Origin of the sequence: Martelella sp. AD-3, from assembly GCF_001578105.1 — a bacterium.
Classification (GTDB): Bacteria; Pseudomonadota; Alphaproteobacteria; order Rhizobiales; family Rhizobiaceae; genus Martelella.
The window spans coordinates 2,868,315-2,892,676 of record NZ_CP014275.1 but is presented as its reverse complement, the minus strand read 5'-3'; the positions used below and the strand labels follow the sequence as shown (position 1 = coordinate 2,892,676).

Genomic DNA, 24,362 nt, shown 5'->3' with positions numbered 1-24,362 from the left:
TTGCCTCCGGTCGATTTCAAGGCCGTCGCAGGGAATTTCCGTTCACGCGCCGCGATTTGTCGCCAACAGGCCTTTTTACGGACGCAGGCTGTCATAAGAGACCATCACATGGTCGCGATAGGCCGGGCGTTCGGTCATCGCCGCGTAGTAGGCCTCGACGGCCGGTCGCGCGGGACGGTCGATCTCCATCGTATGGTAGCGGTAGAGAATGTGGCCGAACATGATGTCGGCCAGCGTGAAGCTGTCGCCCGCTAGGAAGGCGTGCTTCTCGAGCTCGGCCTCGGCGATGCCCAGAAGCCGGTCGAAGGCGGCGAGCGCGCGCGCGATCGCCTCGGGGTTGCGGTCCTTCGCCGGCGTGCGCACCACGGCCCAGAAGATCGGCACGGTGAAGGCGGCAGCGGCGGTGACCTTGCCCCATTCGGCCCATTTGTCGACATGGGCGCGCGCTGCCGGATCTTTTGGCCAGAAGCTGTCATGTGCATGGCGGGCGGCGAGGTAGCGGCAGATGGCGCCTGTCTCGAACAGGGCCTCGCCATCGTCGCCGTCCTTGACGACAGGGATCAGTCCGTTCGGGTTCATTGCCAGAAATTCCGGCGTGTCCGTGCCGCCGAATTTGAAGCCGACATCATACCGTTCGTGTTCCAGTTCAAGCTCGCCGACAGTCCACATCAACGCTTGTACATTGGATGATGTCGCGCGGCCCCATATTTTCAGCATGTCACGGTCCTTCCGGAATGATTCGGTAATGATTGCCATTATGCAGATGTCGCGCCTGGCGATCAGCCCCCGGATTGCCGTCCTTGTCGGACTGATCAAGATCAACGCGCCGGGGGGCGGGGCTGCTACGTATCGGCCACGCGCCTCCCAAGCGTCCACCGACGGAGTTCTTGACCATGCAGCATTTCAATCTCGATGCCTTCCCGCCCCATGTCATGGCCGAAAAGGCCGAGGCGGCGGGGATCGCAAAGGTCAACAAGGATCCGCTCTCGCTTTTCGTCTCCGCGATGATGGCCGGCGCCTTCATCGGCATAGCCTTCATATTCTACACGGTCGTGACAACGGGAAATGGCGATATCGGCTGGGGCGCGAACAAGTTCATCGGCGGCCTCGCCTTCAGTCTCGGGCTGGTCCTCGTCGTGCTGACGGGCGCCGACCTGTTCACAAGCACCGTGATGACAATCATCGGCAAGGCGACCGGGCGGATCACCTGGGCCGCGCTCGCGCGCAATTGGGCGATGGTCTATCTCGGCAACTTTGTCGGCGCGGTCACGCTGGTGATGATCATGCAGGCCGCCCGGCACTATGAGGGCGATGGCGGGCTTCTTGGCCTCAATTACATGCATATCGCCCAGCACAAGCTGCACCACACCTTCCTTCAGGCGGTCGCGCTCGGCGTCATGTGCAACGTGCTCGTCTGTCTCGGCGTGTGGATGACCTATGCCGGCCGGTCGGCGACCGACAAGATCCTGGCCGTCATCCTGCCGGTCGCCATGTTTGTGGCCGCCGGATTCGAGCACTGCGTCGCCAACATGTTCCAGATTCCCATGGCCATCCTCACGAAGACGCTTGCCGGACCTGAATTCTGGGCAGCCTCGGGCGCCAATCCGGCAGACTTTGCCGATCTGACCTGGAGCAATTTCGTGTTTGCCAATCTGGTCCCGGTCACCATCGGCAATATCATCGGCGGCGCGCTGTTCGTCGGGATCGCCTACTGGGTGATCTATCTGAGGCCGGCGGTGCGCAACCAGGCGCATTGAAATCGCGCCCAGAAACGCCCGGCCACGCGAAGAAGAGTTGCCAATATTCAGCTTCGTCACTATCGTCGCAACGATTTTACGCGGTGATGAAGGGGATATTCCACCATGACGACATTTGGAGAGCAGGGGCCGGATCTTGACAAGTTCAGGGGACGCTGGGGCTGGGTCATGGCCTTTGGCCTGCTGCTCGTTCTGCTGAGCCTTATTCTTCTCGGCAATCTTGTGGCGACGACCGTTGCCTCGGTGGTCTTCTTCGGCGCGATGCTGATTGTCGCCGGCGTCGTCCATCTCTTGCAGCTTTTCTATAATCGCTCCAAGGGGCATGTGGCCTTCTGGGTGATCTCGGGCCTGCTGTATGTGCTGGCCGGCATCGTGCTGATGCGCAATCCGGTTCTGGCCTCCAGCCTGTTCACCATCATCGTCGGCGTCTCGCTGGCCGTTGCCGGCGGCTTCAGGCTTTACCTGGGCATGACCATGCGCCCGCTCAAGGGCTGGGGCTTCATGATCTTCTCCGGCCTGGTCCTGATCCTGGCCGCGGTCCTGATCGCCTCGAACTTCCCGCAGAACAGCCTGTGGCTGCTCGGCCTGTTCGTCGCGGCCGATTTCCTGGTCTACGGCGTGTCGATGGTGGTCTTCGCGCTTGCACTGCGTCCGCGCAGCAACGGCTGAAATGAAGAAAGGCCCGGCCGGCGTTCCGAAACGGACGCGGCCGGGCCTTTTGGTTTGTTGAATTCAAGCACCCGAGGGAAGAGAGCAATGTCTTCAGACGGTTCGATGCGCTACATCACGATCAGCGGCTTTGGCGGCCCGGAGGTCATGTCGGTGGCAACGGGACCGCGCCCCAAACCGGGGCCGAACGACGTGCTCGTCAAGGTGTCGGCCGCCGGCGTCAACCGGCCGGATGTCGCCCAGCGGCAGGGCAGCTATCCGCCGCCGCCCGGCGCAAGTCCCGTCCTGGGGCTGGAAGTGGCCGGCAAAGTCGTCGCCATGGGCGAAGAGGTCGAGGGGGTCGAGATCGGCGCGCGCGTCTGCGGGCTCGCCAATGGCGGGGGGTATGCGGAGTATTGCCTGCTTCCGGCCGGCCAGGTCCTGCCGGTTCCCGAAGGCATGGATGACGTTTCCGCCGCCGCGATCCCGGAAACCTTCTTCACCGTATGGGCCAATCTCTTCCGGATGGCGGGACTCAAGGCCGGGCAGGATGTCCTCATCCACGGCGGCTCGAGCGGCATCGGCACGACGGCCATCCAGCTTGCGAAAGCGTTTGGCGCGCGCGTGTTCACGACAGCCGGCACGGCGGAGAAATGCGATGCCTGCGTGGCGCTCGGCGCGACGGTCGCGGTCAACTATCGCGAACGGGACTTCGTCGAGGCCGTGAAGGCGGCGACGGAGGGACGCGGGGTCGACATCATTCTCGATATGGTCGGCGCCGCCTATTTCCAACGCAATCTTTCCGCGCTCGCCAGGGATGGCTGCCTGTCGATGATCGCCTTCCTCAGCGGCTCGAAGGCCGAAGACGTCAATCTGGCACCGATCATGGTCAAGCGGCTGAAGGTCACCGGCTCGACCATGCGGCCGCGCACCGACGCAGAAAAGAAGGCCGTGCGCGACGATCTTGCGGAGAAGGTCTGGCCGATGCTTGCCGAGGGCCGCGTCAGGCCGCTGATCGACCGCGTCTTCGCCTTCGAGGAAGCGGCAGAAGCGCACCGGCGCATGGAGGCGGGCGATCATATCGGCAAGATCGTCCTGACATTCGACTGAGGTCTTGGGTAGCGGCGGAGGTTCGGGCTGATGGTCAATCCTGTTCTGGTCGAGGTGACGCGCGGCGCGCTCGTCGAGAGCCGCCATCGCGGCATGATCGCGGTTGCCGATGCCGCGGGCGGCGTGGTCTATGCCGCCGGCGATATCGATGCGGCGGTGTTTCCCCGCTCGGCCTGCAAGGCGATCCAGGCGCTGCCGCTCGTTGAAAGCGGGGCGGCGGACGCCTATGGCTTCGGCAATCGCGAGCTCGCGCTCTCCGCCTCTTCCCATTCGGGCGAAGATGCCCATGCGGCCCTTGCGGGCGAGATGCTCGCCAAAGCGGGACGCGGCGCGGAGGATCTGGAATGCGGGGCGCACTGGTCATTCCAGCAGCCGGTCCTCATCCATCAGGCCCGCACGCGTGAAATGCCGGATGCGCTTTGCAACAATTGCTCCGGCAAGCATGCCGGCTTCGTCTGCGCCTGCAGCCATCAGGGCATCGATCCAAAAGGGTATACCGCTTACGACCATCCGCTTCAGGCGCAGATCCGCGAGGCGATGGCGGATGTGACCGGCGCGTTCGTCGGCGCCGATGTCTGCGGCATCGACGGCTGCAATATTCCCACCTATGCCGTGCCGCTGAAATCGCTTGCCCGGGGCTTTGCCCGCATGGCGACGGGCGAGGGGCTTTCGCCGGCGCGCGCCCGCGCCGCGCGGCGCATCCTCGATGCGGCGATGGCCGAGCCCTATTATGTCGCCGGCACGGGCCGGGCCTGCACGGCTCTGATGGAAATGGCGCCCGGCCGCATCTTCGCCAAGACCGGCGCGGAAGGCGTTTTCTGCGCGGCGCTGCCGGAAAAGGGGCTCGGCATCGCGCTCAAATGCGAGGACGGGACGACGCGCGCCGCCGAGGCCATGGTGGCCGCCGTTCTCGCAAGGCAACTTGCCGATGACGCGGCGCTCTCGGAGCGCCTGCGGCAGATGGCCGATTCCGGGCTGAAGAACTGGAACGGCACGGAAGTTGGCAGGGTGCGCGCCGTTCTGCCCTGAGGCGAACGGCCGGCTATTCCTCGCTCTCCAGGAGATGCTGCCGCAGCGCGTTCAGCCGGGCGTGCAGCGCGCGGGCCTCTTCCGCCGTGCAGCCCGTTTTCTGCGCGATTGACCGGCCGACGGTCTCGGCATCTTCGCGCATCGCCAGGCCTTTCGGCGTCAGCGTGATCTCGACCCGGCGCTCGTCGTCGGCCGCCCGGCGCCTGGCGATCAGGCCTGCCGTTTCCAGCCGCTTCAGAAGCGGGGACAGCGTGCCGCTGTCGAGCCCCAGCCGCGCGCCGATGGCGTTGACCGACAGCGTGCGGTGTTCCCAAAGGACCATCATCACCAGATATTGCGGATAGGTCAGGCCGAGCTTCGACAGGAGCGGCTTGTAGGCGCGCGCGAAGGCGTGCTCGGTGGCATAGACGGCAAAACAGAGCTGGTCATCAAGCCGGGGCTGGCGGTCGTCATCATGGGTCATTTGCGCAATATAGGAGAGATGATAAAAATCGCAAAATAATATTGTAAACAATTTAATTGTGCGCTATTTAAAATCCATGCGATACGGAACGGAACTGATCGGGCTCCGCCGCGTCGTAGAAGAAATGGAAGTTTTCTCGAGGAAGGCGGTTTCCGCCTCAACAAGGAGCAATGCCATGATCAAGACGCTTTACACCACCAAGGCCATTTCAACCGGCGGCCGCGAAGGCACGGCCCGCACCGAAGACGGCGCATTCGAAGTCAATCTCGCCCTGCCGAAGGAAATGGGCGGTCCGGGCGGCGAAGGAGCCAATCCCGAGCAGCTTTTCGCCGCCGGCTATGCCGCCTGCTTCAACTCCGCGCTTCACAATGTCGCCGCCAAGAAGAAGGTCAAGCTTCCCAAGGAAACGACCGTATCGGCGACCGTCGGCGTCGGCCCGCGCGACGATGGCGAAGGTTTCGGCATCACCGCGGAACTCACCATCTCCATTCCGGGCCTCGATCGTGAGACCGCGGAAAATCTCGTCCATCAGGCCCATATCGTTTGCCCCTACAGCCATGCGCTCCGGGTGAACTACGAGGTTCCGGTTTCTCTCGCCGAATAACGGCCGCGACGATCGGGAATTTTCGAGGCCGGCGGTTTGTCCGCCGGCTTTTTTATGCCGCGGTGGCGAAGATCAACAGGCGCGGGAAGCGCAGCGGATTCCGTTCTCCGGGAAAGGGCGGGCCCGGGGATTTTCCGCTTGACCTTCTGCCGGGCGAAGTCTTGATTGGCTGCATTGAATTTCCGCCGCCCGCCTTCCGGCGCACGCTGCCGCACCGGCCCCTTTCCCAGCGACCGACCTTGCGAGGCGCATAGCGAAGGCCGGCGGCGTTGCAAGGAGAATGAAATGGCAGTCGATACTTCCCCGTCATCGGAAACCTGGACCCATGTCGATGGCGAATGGCTTCCCGGCAATCCGCCGCTGATCGGCCCGACCTCGCATGCGATGTGGCTTGCCTCGACCGTGTTTGACGGCGCACGCTTCTTCGAGGGCATGGCGCCCGATCTCGACGAGCACTGCAAGCGCATCAACCGCTCGGCGCGGGCGCTTGGCCTTGAGCCGACCCATACGCCCGAGGAGATCGAGGCGCTGGTGTGGGAGGGGCTGAAACGCTTCAAGGGGGCGGAGGCCGTCTACATCAAGCCGATGTACTGGGCCGAGCACGGCCTTGCCGGCCTCGTGCCGCCCGATCCGGCCTCCACGCGGTTCGCGCTCTGCCTGTTCGAGACGCCGATGCGCTCCACCGTGCCGGTGCGTCTCACGCTGTCGCCCTTCCGCCGTCCTTCGCCGGAAGTGGCGATGACCCATGCCAAGGCCGGCAGCCTCTACCCGAATTCCGGACGGATGATGCTGGAAGCGCGGGCCCGCGGTTTCGACAATGCGCTTGCCTGCGACATGAACGGCAATGTCGCCGAAACGGCCTCCGCCAACATCTTCCTCGTCAAGGACGGCATCCCGATGACGCCGGCCGACAATGGCTGCTTCCTGGCGGGCATCACCCGCCGCCGCATCCTCAAGCTCTTCCGCGAGAACGGCATCCCCGCCGAGGAGCGCACGCTGACGGTGAAGGACTTCATGGAAGCCGACGAGCTGTTCATGACCGGCAATTACAACAAGGTGGTTCCCGTCACCAGGCTTGATGACCGTGACTATGATCTCGGCCCGATGGCGAAGAAGGCGATGGCGCTTTATATGGACTGGGCCCGGGCCAACTGCAAATAGGTGCTTCCGACCGGAGGCCGGATGGCGAAAGAAGCCCGGGCGCGCTTGTCCGGGCTTTTTGGTCTCAGGCGGGTCGGCTCTCGCTCCGGCTGTCGCAGCAGGTCCTCTCGCAGCACGCGTCTTCGGCAGGCGGGTTCGGCGCGCCCGCCTCTGCTTCGCCCGCGCGGAATTCCCGCCATGACTGGGCCAGGATCTGGAAGGCGGAGGAGAGGAACAGGCTGGCCATGACGAAGGCGACGGCGAGGTCCGGCCAGGCGGCGCTCGAGCCCCAGACGCCGAGGGCCGCGACCATCACCGCCACATTGCCGATCGCGTCATTGCGCGAGCAGAGCCAGACGGAGCGGACATTGGCGTCGCCATCCTTGTAGCTGACGAGCAGCAGCACCGTGGCGAGGTTGGCGGCAAGCGCCATCAGACCGATGACGCCCATCACCGGCGCTTCCGGCACGCCGGCGGCGAAAAACCGCCATACGGTCGACCCGAACACCCAGAGACCCATCAGCAACAGGCTCGCGCCCTTGAAAGCGGCGGCCACGGACCGTGTCTTCAGAGAGGCGCCGATCACCGCCATGGAGATGCCGTAAGTCAGCGCGTCGGCGAGAAAGTCGAGCGCGTCTGCCTGGAGAGCCTGCGACCGCGCCGCCTGGCCCGCCGCCATTTCGACGATGAACATCGCCGCGTTGAGAAGGATGACGATCTTCAGTCTTTTCTTGTAGGCTTCCGACATGCCGTCGAAAGTGGCTTGTCCGCAGCATGCGCTCATTGTCCGCGACCCGTTGCAATTGTCGATGCCGGTCACCATAATTGCTCCAGCGACTATAGGTTCAAGAGGTTTTCTGAAACATGTTTTCCATCGGCGAGCTTTCGCGGCGCACCGGCGTCAAGGTGCCGACCATCCGCTATTACGAGCAGAGCGGGCTGATTGCGCCGGCGGAACGGTCCGAGGGCAATCAGCGCCGTTACGGGCGGGAGGAGGAGAGCCGGCTCGCCTTCATCCGTCATGCCCGCGACCTTGGCATCTCGCTTGATGCGATCCGCGAATTGCTGGAGCTTTCCGCGCATCCCGAAACCCCGTGTGATCGCGCCGATGCGATTGCCCGCGACCACCTCGCCCTCGTGCGCGAGAAGATCGCGCGGCTGAAACGGCTGGAGACGGAACTGGCGCGGATCGCCGGTCATTGCGACGCCGACGCTGTCGGCGAATGCTATGTCATCCGTTCGCTCGCCGACCACGGCCTGTGCGCGGAGGAGCATGCGTGATTTTTCAATTGACAAGTCTGCCGTTTCGGCGCATCTGAAAATCCATGATCAAGACCGTTACCCACAACCACACGTATTTTTGGCTGTTCCGATAGGAGCGGCCGCGATTGATCATGTTCATCACCGGCCGCCAGGGGGCGGCTAAGGTGTTGAAGCAAAGTCCCCGGCGGTGCTCGAAACGAAGGCCAGGGACGACAATGACCGAAGACCAAGACGAAATCTCGCTGGAACGACCCGCACTGATGACCATCAGGAAAGCGGTCGAAACCGATATTCCCCAATTGCTCGACATGATCGGCCTTCTGGCCGCCTTTCACGGCGACGCCGTGGAGGCGAACGCCGAAGGGCTGAAGCGCGACCTGTTCGGGCCGGCGCCCTGGGTAACGGCGCTCGTCGCCGACGGCGGTTCCCAGCTTCTCGGATATGCGCTTCTGACCCCGCTCTACCGCGCCCAGCAGGGCCTGCGCGGCATGGACCTGCATCATCTCTTTGTGCGCGACGGCCATCGCAGCCATGGCGTCGGCCAGCATCTGATTGCCCGCGCGCGCGACTTCGCCAAGGCGGCGGGTTGCGCCTATCTCTCCGTCAGCGCCGCCACGGGCAACACCAAGGCGCACCAGTTCTACCAGCAGATGGAGTTTGTCGCCCGGCCGGTGACGGGCATGCGCTATCTGCAGTCGCTCGCCTGAAACCGGCCGGCCTCACTTTGCCGGCACGGCCTTCAGATAGGCGCCGATCGCCTCGAGATCGGCGCGCGTGAGGTGCGAGACATTCTGTTGCACCTCGACCATCGAGCCGCCGACCGTATCGTAATCGGGCGTGAAGCCGGTCTCGAGATAGTCTGCGATCTGGCTTGCCGTCCAGTCGCCGATGGCCCGCGATCCCGGCGTGATGTCCGGGATCATGCCTTCGCCGTCGGGGTTGGGCCCGCCGGCCAGCCAGTCGCCATATTTCAGGCCGCCAAGCGCATTGCGCGGCGTGTGGCATTCGCCGCAATGGCCCGGGCCTTCCACCAGATACTGTCCGCGCATGACCTCGGGCGCGGCGTCGGCAAGCGTGACGCGCGGCTGATCGGAAAAATAGAGTCGTTTCCAGAAGGAAAGCGCCAGCCGGATGTTGAACGGGAAGGCAATGTCGTGCGGCTTGCTCGGTTCGCTGCTCTTCGGCAGCGTCATGATGTAGCCGTGCAGGTCGCGCACATCCTGGTTCGTCATGCGCACATAGGACGTGTAGGGCAGGGCGGGGTAGAGGTTCTCGCCATGGCGCCCGATGCCCTTCTTCAGCGCATTGGCAAACTCGTAAAAGGTCCAGTCGCCGATGCCGTGGCCTTCGTCGGGAGAAATGTTCGGGGCATGAAACGTGCCGAAATCGCTTTCGATCGGCAGGCCGCCGGCGAGCACCAGCCTCTGGTCGCCTTCGGCGCCGGGGGCGGCATGGCAGCCGGCGCAACCGCTTGCCCAGAAGATTTTCTCGCCGTTTTGCGTGTCGGCGACCGCGGCGCTTCTGAGCGCTTCGGGGTCAAGCCTGGGCGGCGTGAGCGCAACGATGAACGCCGCGCCCATGAACAGCGCGGCGACAACCAGCACTCCGATCGTGATGCGTGGTCTCACGCTTCGGCTCCTTGAATACCCGTCTCAGCCCTGGTCCAGGGCTGCCGGGGTCAGTTCTTGACGCGATAGATTTCGTGGCATGCGCCGCAATTGGCGCCAAGCGTCTGCATCGCCTTGCCGACGGCGGCCTGGTCGGAGGGAAGGTCGGCGAGAAGCGCGTTCGCATCGGCGGCAAGCTTGTCGGCGCGGGCGGTGAAATCGTCCATGTTTTCCCAGATCGCCGGGCTTGCTTCCGTGTCGTTTCCGGTCTTGGAATCCGGCGGGAAATGCGTCGGAAAGTCCTTCGCATGACCGGCGATCGACGACAGGGCGCCCTCGACCACGACCGGATCGTAGCCCTTCTGGCCCTTGGCGATGGCGCCGAGCTGGCCCATGGCCTGGCCGATAGCCTTCATGTCATCCTGACGGAGCATTTGCGGGGCGTCCTGCGCGAAAACCGGGCCCGCGCCAAGACAGAGCGCCAATGCGACGGCGATCAGATAGTTCTTCTTCATCGAGACCTCCTTCTCGTTTCGCCTGTAGTATATCCAGCCGCCGACGGGATGCCAGTGGCGTAAGCGGCTGCGAAAGATCAATTCGCCCCGCGCGCGGACGTTAGGCATCACTATTTGTTGAAATCACGGCCAAAGGGCATGGAAGTGATGGGTGGGGCCGTGGCCGGAGCCGACGGACAGCCTGTCCGATGCCGCGATCGCGCCGGCGACATAATCCTTGGCGATGACGACGGCTTCGGCAAGCGCAAGCCCCTTTCCGATTTCCGCGGCGATCGCGCTCGACAGGGTGCAGCCCGTGCCGTGGGTGTTTTCCGTGTCGATCCGCGCGCCCTCCAGCCATTGATGGCCGAGAGCGGTTACCAGCAGGTCCGGGCAGTCGTCGCCCTCCAGATGGCCGCCCTTCATCAGAACGGCCTGGGCGCCGAGCCCGCGCAGCGCATTGCCCTGGGCGATCATCGCTTCACGATTGGTCGCGACGTCCGCGTCAAGCAGGGCCGCGGCCTCCGGCAGGTTCGGCGTCAGAACGGCGGCAAGCGGCAGGAGATGCTCCTTCAGCGCCTCTACCGCGTCCTCCGGCAGAAGCCGGTGTCCGCCCTTGGCCACCATCACCGGGTCGAGCACGACCGGCACCTCGACGTGGTGGCGCAGGCTGTCGGCAATGGTGATGGCGATACTGGCGTTGGCGATCATCCCGATCTTGATCGCGCTGACGGAGACATCGTCGAAGATCGCCGCGATCTGCTCGGCGACGAAAGCGGACGGCACCTCGTGCACGCCGGTCACGCCCTGCGTGTTCTGCGCCGTCAGCGCCGTCATCGCCGCCATGCCGTAGGTCCCCCGTGCCGAAAACGTCTTGAGATCGGCCTGGATGCCGGCGCCGCCCGAGGGATCGGAGCCGGCGATCGAAAGAATATTCGCAATCATGTCTTTGCCTTCCCGATGGACGTGGGCCATCGCTGCCTGTTGGTATGTTCGGCGACGGGGCCGCCTGCGGGACATGTGGAAAGGGGCTGCTCGCGTTTCAATCGGCCGATGCCGAGGCGCCCTGCGCCGTCACAGCCGCGCACGTCCCGCCTCACAGGAGTGTAACCCTGGCGCCGGCCTTCAGTTCCGCCGGGCCCGTTGCGGCGAGGGCGTCGAGAAACTGCGGGGCGAAGGTGCCGGGGCCTTGCGCCATTCCGTGCGCCTTGCCGCCGGCGACCGCATAGAGCGCGAAGGCGGCGATCGTTGCGGAAAAGGGATCGGCCGGGCGCGTGCCGACAAAGGCCCCGACAAGGCAGGTCAGCGCGCAGCCGAGCGCGGTGACCTTCGGCATCAGGGGCGAACCGCCCGCAACCCGCGCGGCGCGGCGACCGTCGGTGACGAAATCGGTCTCGCCGGTGACGGCAACCACCATCTTGCCCTCGGCGGCAAGACGGCGCGCGGTCTCTTCCGCCGCAAGAACGCCATCGCCGGCATCAACGCCCTTGCCGTGTGCCGCCGCGCCGGAGAAGGCGAGGATTTCCGAGGCATTGCCGCGCAGGACGGCCGGGCCGAGATCGAGGATCGCGCGCGCGGCCTTTCTGCGATAGTCGGTTGCGAAATGGGCGACGGGGTCGAACACCCAGGGCTTTCCGCCGTCTCTTGCGCCGGCAATGGCCGCCTTCATAGAGGCCAGTCGAGCGGAGGTCAGCGTGCCGATATTGATCGTCAAGGCGTCGGCGAGCCCGGCAAATTCGCCCGCCTCTTCCTCTGCCAGCACCATCGCCGGCGAGGCGCCGGCCGCAAGCAGGACATTGGCGGCGATGTTCATCGCCACATGATTGGTGATGCAGTGCACCAGCGGCGCTTTCTCGCGCATCTCGGTCAACAGAATGTCGGCGTCCGTCATGCCGGTTTCCCTTTTCTTGTTTCAGCGGGAAAGCCGGACGGGCCAGATCAGGAAAGGCCCGAGCGACTCCCTCCGCCGGTATGATCCGGATCAGGTTCCAAGGGTGCTTCTCAGCCCGTTTGATCGGGCGCCCCTGTCTCTCTTGTGACCGTTGGTATAGCAGAAAAAATCCGCCCGGTAAGGGGCGGATTGCTATTGTCCCGGGTATGCGGATGCCGCCTATTTCATCGTCGGCATGGAGAATTCGGCGCCTGAGCGGATGCCCTTGGGCCAGCGGCTGGTGATGGTCTTCATGCGGGTATAGAAGCGCACGCCCTCGGGACCGTGCATGTGATGATCGCCGAAGAGCGAGGCCTTCCAGCCACCGAAGGAATGAAACGCCATCGGAACCGGGATCGGGACATTGATGCCGACCATGCCGACCTTGATCTTGTGGGCGAATTCGCGGGCGGCATCGCCGTCGCGGGTGAAGATCGCCGTGCCATTGCCGTATTCGTGGTCGTTGATCCACTGCGCCGCCTCGTCATAGCTTGCGGCGCGGGCAACCGAGAGGACCGGACCGAAGATCTCTTCCCTGTAGATCTTCATGTCGGTCGTGACATGATCGAAGAGCGTCGCGCCGACGAAGTAGCCGTTCTCATAGCCCTGCAGCTTCAGGCCGCGACCGTCGACAACGAGGTCCGCGCCTTCCTCGACGCCCGAATCGATCAGGCCGAGGATCTTGTCGCGCGCGGCCGCCGTGACGACCGGGCCCATATCGGCTTCCGGATCGGTGCCGGGGCCGACCTTGAGGGCGGCGATCCGGGGCTTCAGCTTGTCGATCAGCCGGTCGGCGGTCTCGTCGCCGACGGGAACGGCGACCGAGATCGCCATGCAGCGCTCGCCGGCCGAGCCATAGGCGGCTCCCATCAGCGCGTCGGCGGCCTGGTCCATGTCGGCGTCGGGCATCACGATCATGTGGTTCTTCGCGCCGCCGAGCGCCTGGCAGCGTTTGCCGCTCGCCGTTGCGGTCGTGTAGATATAGCGCGCGATCGGGGTGGACCCGACAAAGCTGACGGCCTGGATGTCGGGATCGGCGAGGATCGCGTCGACGGCCTCCTTGTCGCCCTGGACGACGTTGAAGACGCCGTCGGGAAGGCCAGCCTCCTTCAGCCATTCGGCAATCAGAAGGGAGGCGGAGGGGTCGCGTTCGGACGGCTTCAGGACGAAGCAGTTGCCGCAGGCAAGCGCGACCGGGAACATCCACATCGGCACCATCGCCGGAAAGTTGAACGGCGTGATGCCGGCGACGACGCCGAGCGGCTGGCGCATCGACCAGCTGTCGACGGCGGTGCCGACATTTTCGGTGAACTCGCCCTTCAGAAGCTGCGGGGCGGCGGTGGCGAACTCGACCACTTCCATGCCGCGCTGGATCTCGCCCAGCGCATCGGAATGAACCTTCCCGTGCTCGGCGGTGATCACCTTCGCCAGCTCATCGCTCCGGTCTTCGAGAATGCCGAGGAACCTGTTCAGGATACGGGCCCGGCGCAGCGGCGTCGTCTCCGCCCAGGCCGGGAAGGCGGCCGTTGCCGCTTCGACGGCGGCGCGGACGTCGGCGCCATTGGCAAGTGACAGTTCGCCGCTCTGTTCGCCCGTTGCCGGGTTGTAGGTCGGCACGGTGCGGCTGCCGGAGCCCGCGGCGATCTTGCCGTTGATGAAGTGCTGGATGGATTTCATGGTGGTTCCTCCGGTTTTTCAGGCGACAGGACCCGCCGTCCCCTTCAGCGTCATCCTCGGGCTTGACCCGAGGATCCATTGTCGCGGAGCGGTTCCGCCTGGACCCTCGGGTCAAGCCCGAGGGTGACGCAAGCAAGAGAGCATCCTGTCGCATCTCGGTTTGACTGTCACCTGCACTCTTGCCTATTAATTTCTGCAAAGAAACAGGATATTTTACAAATCTGTTGTGCAAAAATTATAGGACATCGATGGACTGGGATCATTTGCGCGTTTTTCTGGCGGTCGCCCGCCATGGCCAGTTCCTTGCGGCCGCCCGGGCGCTGACGCTCAACCATGCCACGGTTTCGCGCCGCATCAATGCGCTGGAGGAGGCGCTCGGCGAGCCGTTGTTCGAGCGCACGCCAGCCGGCTCGACGCTGACGGAGGCGGGCGAGCGGTTGCTTGTCGTCGCCGAACGGGTGGAAACGGAAATTCTCGGGATCACGGAGGATACGCGGGCGCGCGGCGCGAGCCTTGCCGGCACCGTGCGCGTCGGCGCGCCGGACGGCCTCGGCACCTATTTTCTGGCCGGCGAGCTTGGCCGCCTGCAGGAGCAGCATCCAGCCCTTGTCGTCGAGCTCGTGCCGCTGCCGCGCACATTCTCGCTGTCGAAGCGCGAGGCGGACCTTGCGATCACGCTCGACCCGCCGGAGGAGGGCAGGCTGGTCGTCTCCAAGCTGACCGACTACACGCTCGGCGTCTATGCGGCGCGCGCCTATCTGGACCGGTTCGGCACGCCAAATGACGAGCACGCGCTGTCCGGGCATGTCGCGGTGACGGGCGTGGAGGACTACGCCTATGCCTCCTCGCTGAACTATGCCAACCATCTCGGCCGGTCTGCGGGCCGGCTGTTTCGCTGCGCCGGCGTCGCCGGTCAGATCGAGGCCGTTCGCGCGGGCATCGGCATCGGCATCCTGCATGATTTCGTCGTGCGCGACAGTCCGGGCCTTGTCAGCATTCTGCCGGAGATCAGTTTCCGGCGGTCCTACTACCTGCTGTCACACCCCGATACCGGCAATCTTGCGCGCATCGCGCTGGTGCGGGCCTTTCTCACCCGGCGGTTCCGGGAGGAACGGAGCCGCTTCATCGTCGATGCGGCATAGGCTTCCTCAGCTCGGCAGGCCGAAATCCTTTTCCAGCCGTTCCCAGGTCCGGTCCATGGCCCACGGGCCGGTCATCGGAATATTGAGGTGACCGTAGATCGGGGAGAGCTGCCATTCGGCCGTTTCCTCGTCAATGCCTGCCAGTTGCTGCAGATACATGACCGCGGCCAGCCCCGTGCGGTCTGCGCCGGCCTTGCAGTGAATGAGAAGCGGCTTTTCCGCGTCGCGCATCAGCGCCAGAAGCTCCAGGCTGCGATCGAGCGGCAATTCCCGGCTGTCGGACATGCCGAAGTCGACATGGGTGATCCCGAGCGCCTCGCTTGCGGCGATTTCCTGATCATACCAGGCCCGGCCCGGATGCGCGCCGCGCAGATTGATCACCGTCCTGATGCCGTGGCGTTTGGCGTAGTCAGTCAGATCGTCGGCGCTTGGCTGAGCGGAACGATAGAGCGCGCCGGCATGAACCTCATGGAAATTGCCGGTCAACTGCAGGCCGCCGAGATAAAGCCCCCCACAGAGAAGGGCTGCGCCGGCTGTCCAGGCGCAGCGCTTCAATACGGCCTTTACCCCCATCCACTTTCGCTCCCGTGTTTCGATCGCACCATTAACGCCCGCATTTCGGCGAAACTTAGCCCGGGTGAGGCTGGATATCCACCGACATGCTGTCGCAGTGCGGAAATTATGACGAAAATCAGGCAATTTTTGTTGACAATAATACTCATGTTTTATAGCTCCTAGGCACGAGAAGCCGGCGCCTGCCGGCACAGAATGCCCAGCCAGCCAGTTCGTTTCGGGGTTTCCCGGCGTCAGCCAGCCAGGTTCTGAAGAGAACAAGAGGATTGGGTGATGCGTATGGGACTTTCCCGCACCTTCTTGCTGGCGTCGTGCACCGCACTGGCGTCGGCTGTTTTGACACATTCCGCGATCGCGCAGGATGCCACAACGGATGCTGAGGCCACGGTTCTGGCGCCGGTCAATGTGACCACGACAGGCGGCAAGGATGGCATCGCGGACACGCCGCTTGCCACGGAAACGACGCGCGACGCGCTCGACGCCAACATCGTCACGGATTTTGCCGATTTCACCCGCGTGCTTGAGCCGGGCGTCACCTTTGTCGGCGACGATTCGGGTTCGGTCAATATTCGCGGCATGCAGGGGCCGCGCGTCTCGACCGTCATCGACGGCATTCAGCTTCCCTATCTGGACGACACCGCGCGCGGCGATGCCGCCGGCAATATGGACAGTTTCAGCTTCGATTCGATCGCGACGATCGACATCGTCCGCGGTTCGGACTCCTCGCGCTCCGGCAGCGGTTCGCTCGGCGGCACGGTCGTCTTGCGCACCCTGGAGCCTGCAGACCTGATCGACCCGGAAAAGGGCTGGGGCGGACGCACCGGTCTCATGTATGACAGCGCCGACCAGAGCATCAACGCCCAGGGCGCCTTCGCCATTCGCTCCGGCAACACCTCCATGCTGTTCCAGGGCGACCTCGGCTCCGGAAGCGAGACGGAAAACCAGGGCACGGTCGGCGGCTATGGCGCGACCCGCAGCGAGCCCAACCCGGCAAGCTTCGACGAGAACAATCTCCTGTTCAAGCTGCGCCAGCAGTTCATGGGCGCCCACACGCTCGGCCTGACACTGGAACGCTACGACCGCGACAAGGATGTCGAACTCCTGACCGAGCAGGGCAGCACCTATGCGCAGGATGACTGGAACGGCAGCGAGATCAAGCATCGCGACCGGGTCTCGATCGATTACAACTACGAGGCAATCGCCGCCGACGGCCTGTTCGACAGCGCCTTCAGCACGTTCTACTGGCTGAAGAGCGAGCGTGAGAGCGGCACCAGCGGCACCCGCCTGCCGGGCGCGCGTCCGACCCCGCCCTATGGTCCCTATTCGCGCACGTCGAAGACCGAGGACGAGCGCTACGGCTGGTCGGGCTGGGCTCAGAAGGGCATTGAAACCGGCTCGCTCTACCACAATTTCACCATCGGCGGCGATTTCTACTATTCGCAGACGAGCCAGTATTCGAGCGGCGAGGACAATTGCGGTCCCGGACCCTATTCGCCCTTCAGCTCCTGCAATTTCCTCCACACCAACCAGGCGGATACGCCGGATGTGGACGGCTATGTCCTCGGTCTCTACGCCCATGACGAGATCCTCTTCGGCGACAGCGGCTTTGCGCTGACCCCCGGCGTGCGCTTCGACTGGTACCAGTATGACCCGAAGGAAACCGAGGCCTATACCAACAACCCGAACTACAACGGCTTGCCGGACGGGCAAAGCGACTGGCGGATCTCGCCGAAGATCCTCGCCACCTACGACCTCACCGACTTCACCCAGCTTTACGGTCAGTTCTCCACCGCCTTCCGCGCGCCGACGCCGGGCGAGCTTTATGTCGATTACGGCGGTCCGGGCACCTACCTCAGGATCGGCAATCCCGACCTCAAACCGGAAACGAGCTGGGGCTTCGAGCTCGGCGCCAATTTCGGCGATGACGACGACGGCGGCCGGATTTCGGCCTTCTACAGCCGCTACAAGGACTTCATCGATACCCAGTCGGTCGAGCCCGGCGATGTCGGCATCGCGCCCGGTCTCTATCCCTTCGGCATCACCCAGACCGTCAATATCGACAATGTCGAGATCGCCGGCCTCGAGGCGAGCTTCCAGAAGTCGTTCATCAACAACTGGGACATCCACGCTTCGCTCGCCTTCGCCCGCGGCTTCAACATGGATACCAACGAAATCCTGGGCTCGGTGGCGCCGCTCAAGGCCGTCATCGGCGGCGGCTATAACGACGAGACCTGGGGCGTGAATTCGAACTGGATCCTGTCCGCCAAAGTGCCGGATGGCTCGACGGCCGACTTCAAGGCGCCGGGCTACGGCATCGTCGACGTCACCGCCTGGTGGGCGCCGGAGCGCTTCGAGGGCATGACGCTGCAGGCCGGCGTCTACAACCTGTTCGACCAGACCTATTACGACGCCCTGGAACTGCAGGACGCGACGATAGACCAGCCGCAGAGCTTCTATTCGGAACCCGGCCGGACCTTCAAGATCTCGCTGACGCAGACATTCTGAGGTCAGGCGACAATACGAAAGAAAGGAGGCCGGACGCGAAAGCGCCCGGCCTTTGGTTTGTTGACAGAAGTTACTGCACCCTCATTCGTCAATGCTTGGGCCTGTCCGAGCATCTGAGCACGTCTCGCCGCGACAGGCTTTTCGGCTGGAAAGACGAAACAATTCAGACTGATGCAAAACAGAAGCTCCGCATATGTGGCGATGTGGCTGGATTCTCGGCACAAGGCCGAGGGTGACGTCCGTAGAATGGATGGGTTTGTCAGCAGTCCGAGATCGGAAACGACGGCGCCCGGCCTTTTCTGATGGGCACAAGGACGCTTCTGATTTCTCCGCCGCAGGGAGAGAGTGGCAGGCCGCTCTCTACCGCCGTGCAAACGCCGTCTGCAGGAGGTCGATCTGGGCGATGACCTGGTTGTTGGCGGCTTCGGGGGCGGCGTTCTCGCGCATCAGGCTTTCGTCCAGCTTGCGGATGCGGGTCTCCAGCCGGGTCGCATGGTCGGCGAGATCGCGGAAGCCGGGCGGCAGTTCGCTCCAGGCGGAAATCCCGTCCTCGTTTCCGCCGCCGCCGAGCCTGAGCTTGCGGCGCTCCTGGACCACCTGCTCGCGCGTCATTTCACCGGAATTGAGCGAACGCTGCAGCAAAAGCCAGGAGGCAAGCTGCATCAGCCGCGTGGTCAAACGGATCGATTCAGCGGAATAGAGCGCTGCAGCCTTCGGGGTCAGGTGCTTCGAAGCAGCCCGGCCGGGGCCGTCGAGATAGGCGGCGGTCTCCTCGACCAGCGACATGCCCTCGGCATAAAGGGCCTCGAACTGGGGTGAATTGGCGGCCCGTCCCGCGAAATTGATCGGATTTGCCCCGGTACTGCTCATCTGCACACTCTGGCTACGCCGACCGCCGCGATACGCTGTGCGGCAGGTCTTCAACAACGTCGACAACACTTATACCTGTAGCGCATTTCCGCAACCCGTTTCTTAATGAAGGGTTAATACCCACGGCCGATTGCGCGGGACGCAAAAAAAAGAGCCGCGAGGGGCGGCTCATAAGTCAAAGGGTGATGATCGGAATAAGACAGAAATCCCGACTCCGCATGGCGGATGCCCTATAACACCTTGGAAAGGTTAATATCTGCTTAACGGTCTTCGGCAAAGGCGGGTCATTTCTTCCTGAAGAGGCTTTCGGCGGTCTCGCGGCCGCTTCCCTTCTTCGAAATGGCAGCCTCGATGCGCTCGATCTCGCGGCGCAGATCCGCGACGAAGCCGTTGAGCGCCTCGACGGAATGCTCTTCAAGGTCGGCGCCGATGATATACTGGCCTTTCGGTGGTTTACGTTCGTCGTTGTCATCGTCAGGCGGCATGGTCTTCCCTCCTTTCCTGGTCGTCGGGCGCGGGGGCGTCGCGATTGGGGTTTTTCAGCGCGACGCCCTCGGTGGTGGAGACCGGCGTCGCCGCGTCCGGCATTGCCATGAAGGTGTCGCGTTCGTCCACCGGAATGGCGGCGCGGATGCGAGAGCGGATGATGGCATAGACGAGGATCAGCAGATGGGCGCTCGCGGTGACGACAAACAGCGCGTAGGGGCCGAATATCGTCATCACCGGGCCGCTGACCGTCGGGCCGATGATCGTGCCGATGCCGAACAGGAACAGCAGGCCGCTGGCGATCTTCACATAGTCTTCCGGCCGGGCAAAGTCGTTGGCGTGCGAAGCGGTGATCGGATAGAGCACGTTGGCCGTCGCGCCATAGATCGCGATCAGCACGATCAGCGTCGTGCTGCCGGGCCTGAGGATGAGCGTGGCGATGGCGGCGGCGGCGGCAATGCCGGCAAGTCCCGCGATCACATGGCGCCGGTCCATCCGGTCCGACAGCCGGCCGACCGGCACCTGCGCCAGCGCGCCGGCGAGAATGGCGCCCGTCACCAGAAAGGCGACCTGATTGTCCGGCAGGCCCGCGCGGGCGGCGAACACGGCCACCAGCGTGCCGAAGGCGCCGTTGGCGATGCCGGTGAGCAGAACCCCGAAAAAGGCCACCGGGGAGTTGCGGTAGAGCAGTTTCAGGTCGATCCGCACGGCCTGGAGCGGTCGCGGCGAGGCGGCGTTGGAGACTGTCGTCGGCAGCATGGCGATGCAGTAGACGATGCCGGCGACCATGAACAGGATCGGCGTGTTGGGGTTGCCGAAACCGACGGCGAGCTGGCCGCCGACGACGCCGAACAATGTGATGCCGGTGTAGAAGGTAAAGACCGTGCCGCGGCTCTTGTTGTCGACCCGCTCGTTGAGCCAGCTCTCGATGATCATCTGCGTGCCCGCCATCGCAAAACCGGTGGCGGCCCTGAGCCCGATCCAGGCATACTGGTTGACGAAGACGCCGGTGATCAGCGCCACCATGCAGATCAGCGCGATGAAGCCGGAAAAGGCGCGCACATGGCCGATGCGCATGATCAGCTTCGGCGCGAACAGGCAGCCGAGCACGAAACCGGACGCCCAGGACGTGCCGATGAAGCCGAGGGCCGTGTCGCTGTAGCCTTCCGCGGTGCCGCGCAGCGGCAGGAGAAGACCATGGAGACCGTTGCCGAAAAACAGGAAGAGCGTGCCGAGGAGCAGCGCGAAAACAGGGAAGAGATTGCGTTTCATCAAGTCGCCTGGGTGAATGAAAGTCATAGAAAGGGTTTAAGCGCAACGCGGCACGGCCCGGCTTGTTCCGGCAATATTACCACCGCGTAGCGGGAATGCACTGAAGAAATCAATCCGTTACGGGTGACGCGCCGTTTCCTGCGCGCTATGACGGGGCAAAGCTCACCACAAACCGCCCGCGACAGGGCGGACAGGGACGTTGATGGCCAAGCTGATATCGCTGCTTCTCATCGCCGCCATGGCGGTTCAGATCATCAGGCCGCTCGGCCTTCCGGGCCTGAGAAAACGTATGGATTTCTGGAAGATCGCGCTCTTTGCCTTCGCGATGACGGCGCTGGTGGTGATGATTCGTCCGTCGTGAGGCAACAAAAAGGCGGCCGCGCGGGCCGCCTCATTCGTCATGCCATTGTCTGTCGCGACGCTTACTTTTTCAGAATGTCGACGCCCGGCAGAACCTTGCCTTCCATCCATTCGAGGAAGGCGCCGCCGGCGGTCGAGACATAGCTGAATTCATCCTTGACGCCGGCATGGTTCAAGGCGGAAACCGTATCGCCGCCGCCGGCAACCGAGGTGAGCTTGCCGGCTTTGGTCTGTTCGGCGGCGAATTGCGCGGCGGAGACCGTGGCAGCGTCGAAAGGCGCGATCTCGAATGCGCCGAGCGGGCCGTTCCAGACCAGCGTTTCCGCCTTGCCGATCCATTCGTTGACGACCTTGACCGATTCGGGGCCGACATCGAGCATCATTGCATCGGCGGGAATGGCATCGATTGCCACCGTCTCGTTTGCCGCATGGGCCTTGAATTCGCGGGCGACGACGCCGTCGACCGGAAGAACGATCGTGCAGTCGGTCTTCTCGGCCTTCGCCATGATCGCGCGCGCCGTATCGGCAAGATCATGCTCGCACAGCGACTTGCCGACATCGATGCCCTTGGCGGCGATGAAGGTGTTGGCCATGCCGCCCCCGATGACGAGCGCGTCGACCTTCTCGATCAGGTTTTCCAAGAGGTCGATCTTGGTGGAGACCTTTGCGCCGCCGACAATGGCGACGACCGGACGCTTCGGATCCCCGAGACCCTTCTCCAGCGCCTCGAGTTCGGCCTGCATGGTACGGCCGGCATAGGCGGGCATGTGGTGGCCGAGACCCTCGGTGGAGGCATGGGCGCGATGGGCGGCGGAGAAGGCGTCGTTGACGTAGATGTCGCCGTTTTTCGCCAGTTCGGCCACGAAGTCGGGATCGTTCTTCTCCTCGCCCTTGTGGAAGCGGGTGTTTTCGAGAAGCAGGATGTCGCCGTCATGCATGGCCGCGACGGCCTTCTCGGCATCCGGGCCGACGCAGTCATCGGCGAATTTCACATCATGGTCGAGCACTTCCTCGACGGCCGGGATGATGAGCTTCAGCGACATGTCGGCCACGACCTGGCCTTTCGGACGGCCGAAATGGGCCATCAGGATGACCTTGGCGCCCTTGCCGGAGAGTTCGAGGATGGTCGGGGCGACCCGCTCGATGCGCGTGGTGTCGGTGACCCGGCCTTCGCTGACGGGCACGTTCAGGTCGACGCGGACCAGGACGCGCTTGCCGGTCAGGTCCGAAAGGTCATCGAGAGTCTTGAAGGCAGGCATGGATGTCTTCCTCTTTTGCGGTTGGAAGGGCCGGCAGACCGGCGCTTCGGGATTTTTCGGGCCGGCAGGGGTCTGTCCTCGATCCTCGGCATGCCGGCCTTCGACGTCGGGTGCGAACAGCATCGCCAAAATCAATCTTGGGCGCATCGATTCCTAGTCAAAAACGCTGCCGGCGGCAATGACAGAGGTCAGAAAAGCCAAAAGGCAAAACCGCTCCCAGGGATGCGCGGCATCGGCTCAAAGCCCCTTGCGCAGCAGGCGCCGCACGGCGCGCTGCCAGAAAGGCGGGAAAAACTGCGACGCCTCCTCCTCCAAAGGTTCGCGCCAGACGCCGACGGACACCACATTGTGCGCGTCATCGGTCTCGCGCACGATCAGCGACAGGGGACCGAGATGCAGTCGGTCGGCGACTTCCGGCTTGCCGCCGAGCCTGTCCTTCATGAAGTCGGCAAGCGGCGTTTCCTCCTGGCCCGGCGGAACGGCGACCCCGGGATCAATGGCGGCGAGTTCGCCGAGCGGGCGGTCGGGCATCAGCACTTCCGTGCCGAGCATCGGCTCCTCGCCTTTCTCTCCGATCTTTTTCGGATCGGCGAAAAGCTGGTCCAGCAGATAGGACATGCCGGGCACGACGAACAGGTAGAGATAGTCCCCGGCCCTGAGGTTGCCGGCATAGAAATAGCGCATGGACAACCCGTCGCGCACGACGAGCGAGGGGATCGCCCAGCGCGGAATGAGCGCGCCTTCCAGCACCGGCGCGCCATCGGCGAGGCGATAGACGAGCAGCTCGTGCTTGGCATTGCCGGGCAGGTCGATCTCGACGGTCTCCAGCGCGCCGCTCGCCTTGGGCTGAACGAGTTTCAGCAGACGGGCGACGGGGCCGAGCAGCCAGCCCTGCAGGACGAGCGAGACCAGCACCATGATGAAGACGATGTTGAAATAGAGCCCGGCATCTTCCAGCCCGTAGATTGCCGGCAGGATGGCGAGCAGGATCGAGGCCGCGCCGCGCAGGCCGATCCAGGCAATGAAATTCGTCTCGCGCGGGCGATAGTCGAAGAAGGAGAGACAGAGCCAGACCGCGAGCGGACGGGCGATGAAGACGAGGAACAGCGCGAGCCCCAGCGCCGGAACAAGGATTTCCGGAAAATTGCGCGGCGTGGCGAGAAGGCCCAAGAGCAGGAACATGATGATCTGGGCAAGCCAGGTCATGCCCTCCTGGAAGCGGCGGATGGAGCCGGAATAGCGCACCCGCTGGTTGCCCGCGACAAGACCGGCGATATAGACCGCCATGAAGCCGCTGCCGCCGGCCGCGCCCGTTGCCGAGAAGACCAGAAGCGCGACGGTGAGCACCAGGATCGGCGCGAGGCCGCGATTGAGCCCGAAGGAATTGGCGATCAGGATGGTCAGCACGCCGCCGGCAAGCCCGAAGAGGAGGCCGAAGCCGATCTCGCGGACAAAATGGAGCGCCATGGCAAGCGTTTCCTCCGCGCCGGACCCCTGCACCGAAAGCATGGATACGAGCGTCATGGTGAGGAAGATCGCCATCGGGTCGTTGATGCCGGATTCCACCTCGAGCGTGGAACTGACCTTGTCGACCACGTGAATGCCGCCGATGCGCATCAGGAAAAACACCGCAGCTGCATCCGTCGAGGCGACGATGGCGCCGAGCAGGAAGCCCTCGAGCAGGGAAAGGCCGAGGATGAAGCTGGCCGCGAGCGCCACCAGACCGGCGGTTAGAAGTACCCCGACCGTTGCCAGCAGGATCGCCGGCGCGGCCGTTCTGCGAAAGGTCTTGAAGGAGGTGCCGAAGCCCGAATCGAACAGGATCACGGCAAGGGCGAGCGAGCCGACATAGAAGGTGAGCGCATCATTGTTGAACTCGATGCCGAAACCGTCGGTGCCGCCGAGCAGGCCGACGCCGAGAAAGAGCAGCAGCAGCGGCGCGCCGAAGCGATAGGCCAGCGCGCTGGACAGCGCGGCGATGAGGACGAGCGCGGAAAAGACCATCACCGCGAGATAGAATGTCGTCAATTGTCTTCCCTTCCGGCCGGCGGCCGGCACGCTTTGCAAATCCCTGATTTGACAGGCCAGATAGTGCGCGGGGGCCGGCTTTTAAAGTCCGGGCGGCGTGCGGCAGTCATGGATGTTTTTGTTTTGTTCACTTTTCTCTGGAAGG

At 63.9% G+C, this 24,362-nt stretch carries 25 protein-coding genes and 1 riboswitch; of the genes, 11 read left to right on the top strand and 14 right to left on the bottom strand.

What is annotated here, in order from left to right:
* Nucleotides 1-75: 75 nt before the first annotated feature.
* Nucleotides 76-717: a glutathione S-transferase family protein gene (locus AZF01_RS13510; protein WP_024707372.1), complete on the bottom strand. Its 642-nt coding sequence runs from the start codon at nucleotides 715-717 to the stop codon at nucleotides 76-78.
* 176 nt (nucleotides 718-893) lie between these two features.
* On the opposite strand from AZF01_RS13510, the gene focA reads away from it, so the two are divergent.
* From focA to AZF01_RS13490, 4 genes are all read left to right on the top strand, one after another.
* Nucleotides 894-1,757: a formate transporter FocA gene (gene focA / locus AZF01_RS13505; RefSeq protein ID WP_024707373.1), complete on the top strand. Its 864-nt coding sequence runs from the start codon at nucleotides 894-896 to the stop codon at nucleotides 1,755-1,757.
* A 105-nt stretch (nucleotides 1,758-1,862) separates the two neighbouring features.
* A complete protein-coding gene (locus AZF01_RS13500; protein WP_024707374.1) occupies nucleotides 1,863-2,426 on the top strand; it encodes an HdeD family acid-resistance protein in 564 nt (187 codons plus the stop codon).
* A gap of 87 nt (nucleotides 2,427-2,513) precedes the next feature.
* Nucleotides 2,514-3,515 (top strand): NAD(P)H-quinone oxidoreductase, encoded by a 1,002-nt coding sequence (locus AZF01_RS13495; protein ID WP_024707375.1) that lies wholly within the window; start codon nucleotides 2,514-2,516, stop codon nucleotides 3,513-3,515.
* Nucleotides 3,516-3,545: 30 nt separating this feature from the next.
* Entirely contained in the window at nucleotides 3,546-4,544 is a 999-nt protein-coding gene (locus AZF01_RS13490) for an asparaginase (RefSeq protein ID WP_024707376.1), read from the top strand.
* A gap of 13 nt (nucleotides 4,545-4,557) precedes the next feature.
* On the opposite strand, the gene AZF01_RS13485 is transcribed toward AZF01_RS13490, so the two are convergent.
* On the bottom strand, nucleotides 4,558-5,007 hold the full coding sequence (locus AZF01_RS13485; RefSeq protein ID WP_024707377.1) for a MarR family winged helix-turn-helix transcriptional regulator: 450 nt from the start codon (nucleotides 5,005-5,007) through the stop codon (nucleotides 4,558-4,560).
* A 178-nt stretch (nucleotides 5,008-5,185) separates the two neighbouring features.
* Here AZF01_RS13485 and AZF01_RS13480 point away from each other — a divergent pair, with 178 nt between their 5' ends.
* Both AZF01_RS13480 and AZF01_RS13470 read left to right on the top strand, forming a co-directional pair.
* On the top strand, nucleotides 5,186-5,611 hold the full coding sequence (locus AZF01_RS13480) for an organic hydroperoxide resistance protein (protein ID WP_024707378.1): 426 nt from the start codon (nucleotides 5,186-5,188) through the stop codon (nucleotides 5,609-5,611).
* A 285-nt stretch (nucleotides 5,612-5,896) separates the two neighbouring features.
* Nucleotides 5,897-6,772 carry a branched-chain amino acid aminotransferase gene (locus tag AZF01_RS13470; protein WP_024707380.1) on the top strand — a complete coding sequence of 292 codons (876 nt, stop codon included), beginning with the start codon at nucleotides 5,897-5,899 and terminating at the stop codon, nucleotides 6,770-6,772.
* Between the two features lie 64 nt (nucleotides 6,773-6,836).
* Here AZF01_RS13470 and AZF01_RS13465 read toward each other — a convergent pair whose 3' ends face one another.
* The gene (locus tag AZF01_RS13465; protein WP_061449875.1) at nucleotides 6,837-7,535 is read right to left on the bottom strand and encodes a cation transporter; all 699 of its coding nucleotides are present in this window, start codon (nucleotides 7,533-7,535) and stop codon (nucleotides 6,837-6,839) included.
* An 80-nt stretch (nucleotides 7,536-7,615) separates the two neighbouring features.
* Here AZF01_RS13465 and AZF01_RS13460 point away from each other — a divergent pair, with 80 nt between their 5' ends.
* Together AZF01_RS13460 and AZF01_RS13455 are read left to right on the top strand one after the other, a co-directional pair.
* Entirely contained in the window at nucleotides 7,616-8,032 is a 417-nt protein-coding gene (locus tag AZF01_RS13460) for a helix-turn-helix domain-containing protein (RefSeq protein ID WP_024708136.1), read from the top strand.
* A gap of 197 nt (nucleotides 8,033-8,229) precedes the next feature.
* Complete coding sequence (locus AZF01_RS13455; protein ID WP_024708137.1) at nucleotides 8,230-8,721, top strand: GNAT family N-acetyltransferase; 492 nt, start codon at nucleotides 8,230-8,232, stop codon at nucleotides 8,719-8,721.
* A 12-nt stretch (nucleotides 8,722-8,733) separates the two neighbouring features.
* Here AZF01_RS13455 and AZF01_RS13450 read toward each other — a convergent pair whose 3' ends face one another.
* The 5 genes from AZF01_RS13450 to AZF01_RS13430 form a co-directional block, all read right to left on the bottom strand.
* Nucleotides 8,734-9,594, bottom strand: a complete 861-nt coding sequence (locus AZF01_RS13450) for a c-type cytochrome (RefSeq protein WP_051424067.1) — start codon at nucleotides 9,592-9,594, stop codon at nucleotides 8,734-8,736.
* Between the two features lie 98 nt (nucleotides 9,595-9,692).
* On the bottom strand, nucleotides 9,693-10,136 hold the full coding sequence (locus tag AZF01_RS13445; RefSeq protein WP_024708139.1) for a cytochrome c: 444 nt from the start codon (nucleotides 10,134-10,136) through the stop codon (nucleotides 9,693-9,695).
* A 123-nt stretch (nucleotides 10,137-10,259) separates the two neighbouring features.
* Complete coding sequence (gene thiD, locus AZF01_RS13440) at nucleotides 10,260-11,060, bottom strand: bifunctional hydroxymethylpyrimidine kinase/phosphomethylpyrimidine kinase (RefSeq protein WP_024708140.1); 801 nt, start codon at nucleotides 11,058-11,060, stop codon at nucleotides 10,260-10,262.
* Between the two features lie 151 nt (nucleotides 11,061-11,211).
* Complete coding sequence (thiM, locus tag AZF01_RS13435) at nucleotides 11,212-12,006, bottom strand: hydroxyethylthiazole kinase (RefSeq protein WP_036237089.1); 795 nt, start codon at nucleotides 12,004-12,006, stop codon at nucleotides 11,212-11,214.
* Nucleotides 12,007-12,056: 50 nt separating this feature from the next.
* A riboswitch (TPP riboswitch) is annotated at nucleotides 12,057-12,151 on the bottom strand.
* A 74-nt stretch (nucleotides 12,152-12,225) separates the two neighbouring features.
* Nucleotides 12,226-13,722, bottom strand: a complete 1,497-nt coding sequence (locus tag AZF01_RS13430) for a CoA-acylating methylmalonate-semialdehyde dehydrogenase (RefSeq protein WP_024708142.1) — start codon at nucleotides 13,720-13,722, stop codon at nucleotides 12,226-12,228.
* A 248-nt stretch (nucleotides 13,723-13,970) separates the two neighbouring features.
* On the opposite strand from AZF01_RS13430, the gene AZF01_RS13425 reads away from it, so the two are divergent.
* The gene (locus AZF01_RS13425; RefSeq protein WP_024708143.1) at nucleotides 13,971-14,864 is read left to right on the top strand and encodes a LysR family transcriptional regulator; all 894 of its coding nucleotides are present in this window, start codon (nucleotides 13,971-13,973) and stop codon (nucleotides 14,862-14,864) included.
* A 6-nt stretch (nucleotides 14,865-14,870) separates the two neighbouring features.
* Here the strand turns inward: AZF01_RS13425 and AZF01_RS13420 are convergent, their stop codons facing one another.
* Entirely contained in the window at nucleotides 14,871-15,437 is a 567-nt protein-coding gene (locus AZF01_RS13420; protein WP_024708144.1) for a dual specificity protein phosphatase family protein, read from the bottom strand.
* Between the two features lie 273 nt (nucleotides 15,438-15,710).
* Between AZF01_RS13420 and AZF01_RS13415 the strand changes: the two genes are divergently transcribed.
* Complete coding sequence (locus AZF01_RS13415; protein ID WP_024708145.1) at nucleotides 15,711-17,942, top strand: TonB-dependent hemoglobin/transferrin/lactoferrin family receptor; 2,232 nt, start codon at nucleotides 15,711-15,713, stop codon at nucleotides 17,940-17,942.
* Between the two features lie 360 nt (nucleotides 17,943-18,302).
* On the opposite strand, the gene AZF01_RS13410 is transcribed toward AZF01_RS13415, so the two are convergent.
* The 3 genes from AZF01_RS13410 to AZF01_RS13400 form a co-directional block, all read right to left on the bottom strand.
* On the bottom strand, nucleotides 18,303-18,812 hold the full coding sequence (locus AZF01_RS13410) for a DUF1465 family protein (RefSeq protein ID WP_024708146.1): 510 nt from the start codon (nucleotides 18,810-18,812) through the stop codon (nucleotides 18,303-18,305).
* 284 nt (nucleotides 18,813-19,096) lie between these two features.
* Nucleotides 19,097-19,297 carry a DUF1192 domain-containing protein gene (locus tag AZF01_RS13405; RefSeq protein ID WP_036237090.1) on the bottom strand — a complete coding sequence of 67 codons (201 nt, stop codon included), beginning with the start codon at nucleotides 19,295-19,297 and terminating at the stop codon, nucleotides 19,097-19,099.
* Nucleotides 19,287-20,570, bottom strand: coding sequence for an MFS transporter (locus AZF01_RS13400; RefSeq protein WP_024708147.1), 1,284 nt, complete (start codon nucleotides 20,568-20,570; stop codon nucleotides 19,287-19,289). Before AZF01_RS13400 ends, AZF01_RS13405 begins: the two co-directional genes overlap by 11 nt.
* 202 nt (nucleotides 20,571-20,772) lie before the next feature.
* On the opposite strand from AZF01_RS13400, the gene AZF01_RS24300 reads away from it, so the two are divergent.
* Nucleotides 20,773-20,931, top strand: coding sequence for a hypothetical protein (locus tag AZF01_RS24300; RefSeq protein ID WP_197489603.1), 159 nt, complete (start codon nucleotides 20,773-20,775; stop codon nucleotides 20,929-20,931).
* Between the two features lie 61 nt (nucleotides 20,932-20,992).
* Here the strand turns inward: AZF01_RS24300 and pgk are convergent, their stop codons facing one another.
* Both pgk and AZF01_RS13390 read right to left on the bottom strand, forming a co-directional pair.
* Complete coding sequence (pgk, locus tag AZF01_RS13395; protein WP_024708148.1) at nucleotides 20,993-22,189, bottom strand: phosphoglycerate kinase; 1,197 nt, start codon at nucleotides 22,187-22,189, stop codon at nucleotides 20,993-20,995.
* Nucleotides 22,190-22,426: 237 nt separating this feature from the next.
* Complete coding sequence (locus AZF01_RS13390) at nucleotides 22,427-24,217, bottom strand: potassium/proton antiporter (RefSeq protein ID WP_024708149.1); 1,791 nt, start codon at nucleotides 24,215-24,217, stop codon at nucleotides 22,427-22,429.
* Nucleotides 24,218-24,362 lie beyond the last annotated feature (145 nt).